This is a genomic window from Pseudomonas sp. (assembly GCF_035277045.1).
In the GTDB taxonomy this organism is placed as follows: Bacteria; Pseudomonadota; Gammaproteobacteria; order Pseudomonadales; family Pseudomonadaceae; genus Aquipseudomonas.
Genome location: NZ_DATELE010000053.1, coordinates 1 through 2,596, shown reverse-complemented (window position 1 = coordinate 2,596; position 2,596 = coordinate 1). Strand labels below are relative to the sequence as shown.

Here is a 2,596-nt window from a genome sequence, read left to right as displayed (position 1 = left end):
CCCGCACCCGCGCTGACACAGGCGAGCATGCCGTGGTACGACTCCATCTCGAAGATCTTGCCCGGCACCGCCTTGTCCTGGACGAACCAGCTCTCGAAGTGATGGCGGTACGAGCAGTTGGCGCGAAACGCATAGATGTTCTCGCCGTTGACGTCCCTGGCGCGGGTCACCGGCGCATGGTTGAGTGGCGCGATGATGACCATCTCTTCCTCGAACACCGGCATCCCCTCCAAGGTGGGGTGCAGCACCGGACCATCGACGAAGGCCGCGACCAGCCGCCCGGCCAGCACGCCCTCGAGCATGGTGCCCGAGGGGCCGGTGGACAGGTCGAGATCGACCTTCGGGTAGCGCTGGTTATAGGCGGCCAGCAAGGCCGGGATACGCACCGCCGCCGTGCTTTCGAGGGACCCGAGGGCGAAGGTGCCCTGGGGATCTTCGCCGGCCACGGTCAACCGCGCCTCGTGCACCAGGTCGAGAATGCGCCGTGTGTACTCCAGAAAATTCCAGCCCGCGGGCGACAGGCGCAGCCGCAGCTTCTCGCGGATGAACAGTTCCACGCCCAGGTCCTGTTCCAGCTGCTTGATACGCGTGGTCAGGTTGGACGGCACGCGGTGGATGTGCTGGGCCGCGGCACTGATGCTGCCTTGCTCGGCCACGGCCTTGAAGATCTCGAGTTGCACCAGGTCCACAATCATTCTCCAAACGTGAATGTTCCGCTCATTATTATTCAGTTTTTTATAAAGGCACAGCCCCCTATGCTGGCTTCACTTCCAGACAACAACAGGAGACGCTCCATGCCTGAGATCAGCCCCCAGACCCACGCCATCTCCATCGATCCGCACACCGGCGAACAGATCGGCCACAACGCCTTCGACACCGATGCCGCCCTGGATGCCGCGCTCGCTCGCGCCAAGACCGGCTTTGCGCAATGGCGGCGGGTATCCCTCGCTCAGCGCAGCGAGCACCTGCTGGCCATCGCCAATGCCTTGGCCGCCAACGCTGAAGCACTGGCCGAGATGATCACCCGCGAGATGGGCAAGCCGATCACCCAGGCCCGTGGCGAGGTCGCCAAGTGCGTCAACCTCTGCCAATGGTACGCCGAGCACGGCCCAGCCATGCTCGCCGCCGAGCCGACCCTGGTGGAAAACAACAAGGCCCGCATCGAGTATCGTCCGATGGGTTCGATCCTGGCGATCATGCCGTGGAATTTCCCGATCTGGCAGGTGCTGCGCGGTGCCATCCCGGCGCTGATCGCCGGCAACACCTACGTGCTCAAGCACGCCCCGAACGTGATGGGCAGCGCCTACCTGCTGCTTGAGACCCTCAGGCAGGCCGGCCTGCCAGAAGGCGTGTTCGAGGTGATCAACGTGGCACCCGAGGGCGTGACCCGCGCCATCAACGACCCGCGCATCACCGCCGTCACCCTGACCGGCAGCGTGCGCGCCGGCATGGCCATCGGTGCCCAGGCCGGCGCCGCCCTGAAGAAGTGCGTGCTGGAACTCGGCGGCTCCGACCCGTTCATCGTGCTGGCCGACGCCGACCTGGATGCCGCGGTCAAGGCTGCCGTAATCGGCCGCTACGGCAACACCGGCCAGGTCTGCGCCGCGGCCAAGCGGCTGATCGTCGAAGACAGCGTGATCGAGGCCTTCACGGCCAGGTTCGTCGACGCCACGCGCCAGCTGACCGTCGGCAACCCGCTGCATGATGACACCTACATCGGCCCGATGGCCCGCTTCGACCTGCGCGACGAGCTCGATGGGCAGGTCCAGGCGACCCTGGCCGAAGGCGCGACCCTGCTGCTGGGCGGCAACAAGGCCGAGGGCGCGGCCAACGTCTACGAGCCTACCGTGCTTGGCGGCGTGACCCGTGACATGACGGCGTTCCAGCAGGAGCTCTTCGGCCCCGTGGCGGCGATCATCAGCGCCCGTGATGCCGAGCATGCGGTGGAGCTGGCCAACGACAGCGATTTCGGCCTGGCCTCGACCATCTACACCGCCGACGCCGCGCTGGCCGAGCGCATGACCGAGGCGCTGGATACCGGCGCGGTGTTCATCAACGGCTACTGCGCCTCCGACCCCCGCGTTGCCTTTGGCGGCATGAAGAAAAGCGGCTTCGGGCGTGAGCTGTCGCACTTTGGCGTGCGCGAATTCTGCAATGTGCAGACGGTGTGGCTGGACCGCAACTGAGGCGCCGCGCTTGCCTGCTTGGGCGGGCGAAGAAAAGGGCTGGACAGGTGCGCCGCAGCGCACCTGTCCAGCTTTGAAACAAAGCTTGTAGTACACGCCTCAAGACCGCCCCGCCGGATCCCTCAGCAGCGAATATCCCCGCTCCAGCAGCGTCTGTCCGATATACCGCGAGCCCACTTCATTGAGATGGGCATTGTCCAGGTACAGCAGCTTGCCGCCGACCAGCGGGCTGCAGTGGTGACCCGGGCAGATGACCTGGTCGGGGTCTATGAAGTGCACTTGCGGGAATTTCGCCCTGATCTGCGCCCAGTAGCGGGGGCGGCTGCTTTCGGTGGTGTCACAGGCGCGGTCGGGGTCGAACATGATGCGGCGGATCGGGCAGGTGGCGGCCTTGTCGATAGGCTGGTTCT

At 65.6% G+C, this 2,596-nt stretch carries 3 protein-coding genes; 1 reads left to right on the top strand and 2 read right to left on the bottom strand.

Features of this window, described 5'->3' with window-relative positions; translation table 11 throughout:
* Positions 1 to 689, bottom strand: a 689-nt coding sequence (gene ptrR / locus VJS90_RS02605) for a putrescine utilization regulator PtrR (RefSeq protein ID WP_324118813.1), incomplete at its 3' end; no start/stop codon positions are given.
* 105 nt (positions 690 to 794) lie between these two features.
* Between ptrR and VJS90_RS02600 the strand changes: the two genes are divergently transcribed.
* Positions 795 to 2,186 (top strand): aldehyde dehydrogenase family protein, encoded by a 1,392-nt coding sequence (locus VJS90_RS02600; RefSeq protein WP_324118810.1) that lies wholly within the window; start codon positions 795 to 797, stop codon positions 2,184 to 2,186.
* A 99-nt stretch (positions 2,187 to 2,285) separates the two neighbouring features.
* Here the strand turns inward: VJS90_RS02600 and VJS90_RS02595 are convergent.
* On the bottom strand, positions 2,286 to 2,596 hold a 311-nt coding region (locus VJS90_RS02595; RefSeq protein WP_324118808.1), incomplete at its 5' end, for an SGNH hydrolase domain-containing protein.

Excerpts from the sequence above, each read along its gene's own strand:
- VJS90_RS02600 (WP_324118810.1), top strand. The coding sequence starts at position 795 with ATGCCTGAGATCAGCCCCCAGACCCACGCCATCTCCATCGATCCGCAC.